General features: G+C 42.9%; 1 protein-coding gene. It reads left to right on the top strand.

The features are described 5' to 3' along the window. Window positions 1-498: single stranded DNA-binding domain-containing protein (locus B5J93_RS13640; RefSeq protein WP_476703358.1), on the top strand; the 498-nt coding region annotated here is incomplete at its 5' end. Window positions 499-854 lie beyond the last annotated feature (356 nt).

Raw genomic sequence — 854 nt, 5'->3', positions numbered from 1 at the left:
CAACAAGGCATAGAGCGTTATAGCACCGAAGTACGAGCCAATCAAATGCAAATGCTTGACAGACGTGACAACAATGGCGGTGGCGACTGGCAGGGTAATCAGGGCTACAACAACCGCAACTTTGGTGGTGGCTACAACAACCAACAAAATAACCAATGGGGTAACGGGGGCGGTCAGCATGGCGGTTATCAAGGCAATAATGGCTTTGGTGGCAGTGCACCGCAACAAGGTGGCTATCAAAACGGCTTTAATAACCAGTCCCAAAATGGCTTTGGGCAAAATCCCCTAAACTACCAAAATAACAACCCCAATCAAGGCTTCGGTCAAGCCCCACAGTACACCAATCCAGGCATGAACCAAAATGCCAATCAAGGCGGTCAAGACAATAACGCCCCCGCTCAAAATGGAGCCAATCCATTCATGGGTGACAAACCCGCCCCCAAAGCGGTAACCCCACCATTAGCCAGTGGCGTGGCAGATGATGACATGCCTTTTTAGTTCTGTAAAAATATTGCCAAAAACCAAATCGGAGAATTTTAAGAAAAGCTAGGAAGTCATAGCTTTTCTTTTTTATTCATTTGACATAATGGACATCTTTCCTGCTAAATAAGCAAGGATGTATTGAGTGGTTTTCTTACATAAATTGAGCATCATCTCACAAAAAACTCTCAATAAAATACACCAAATCATCCCTACATCATCTTGCTTTTACTGTTTTTCTTGACATTGATAGAGTTGCAACGAGGGTATGCTTTGTAATCTTATCCAAACCATAAACAACTGTTTTACAGACTAAAATAGATGATATTGTTATTGGAGTTGGCAGTACCTAGGAAATATACCAACCGAACCCA

This window comes from Moraxella equi, from assembly GCF_002027555.1.
Taxonomy (GTDB): domain Bacteria; phylum Pseudomonadota; class Gammaproteobacteria; order Pseudomonadales; family Moraxellaceae; genus Moraxella; species Moraxella equi.
This window is presented reverse-complemented; position numbering and strand designations above follow the sequence as displayed.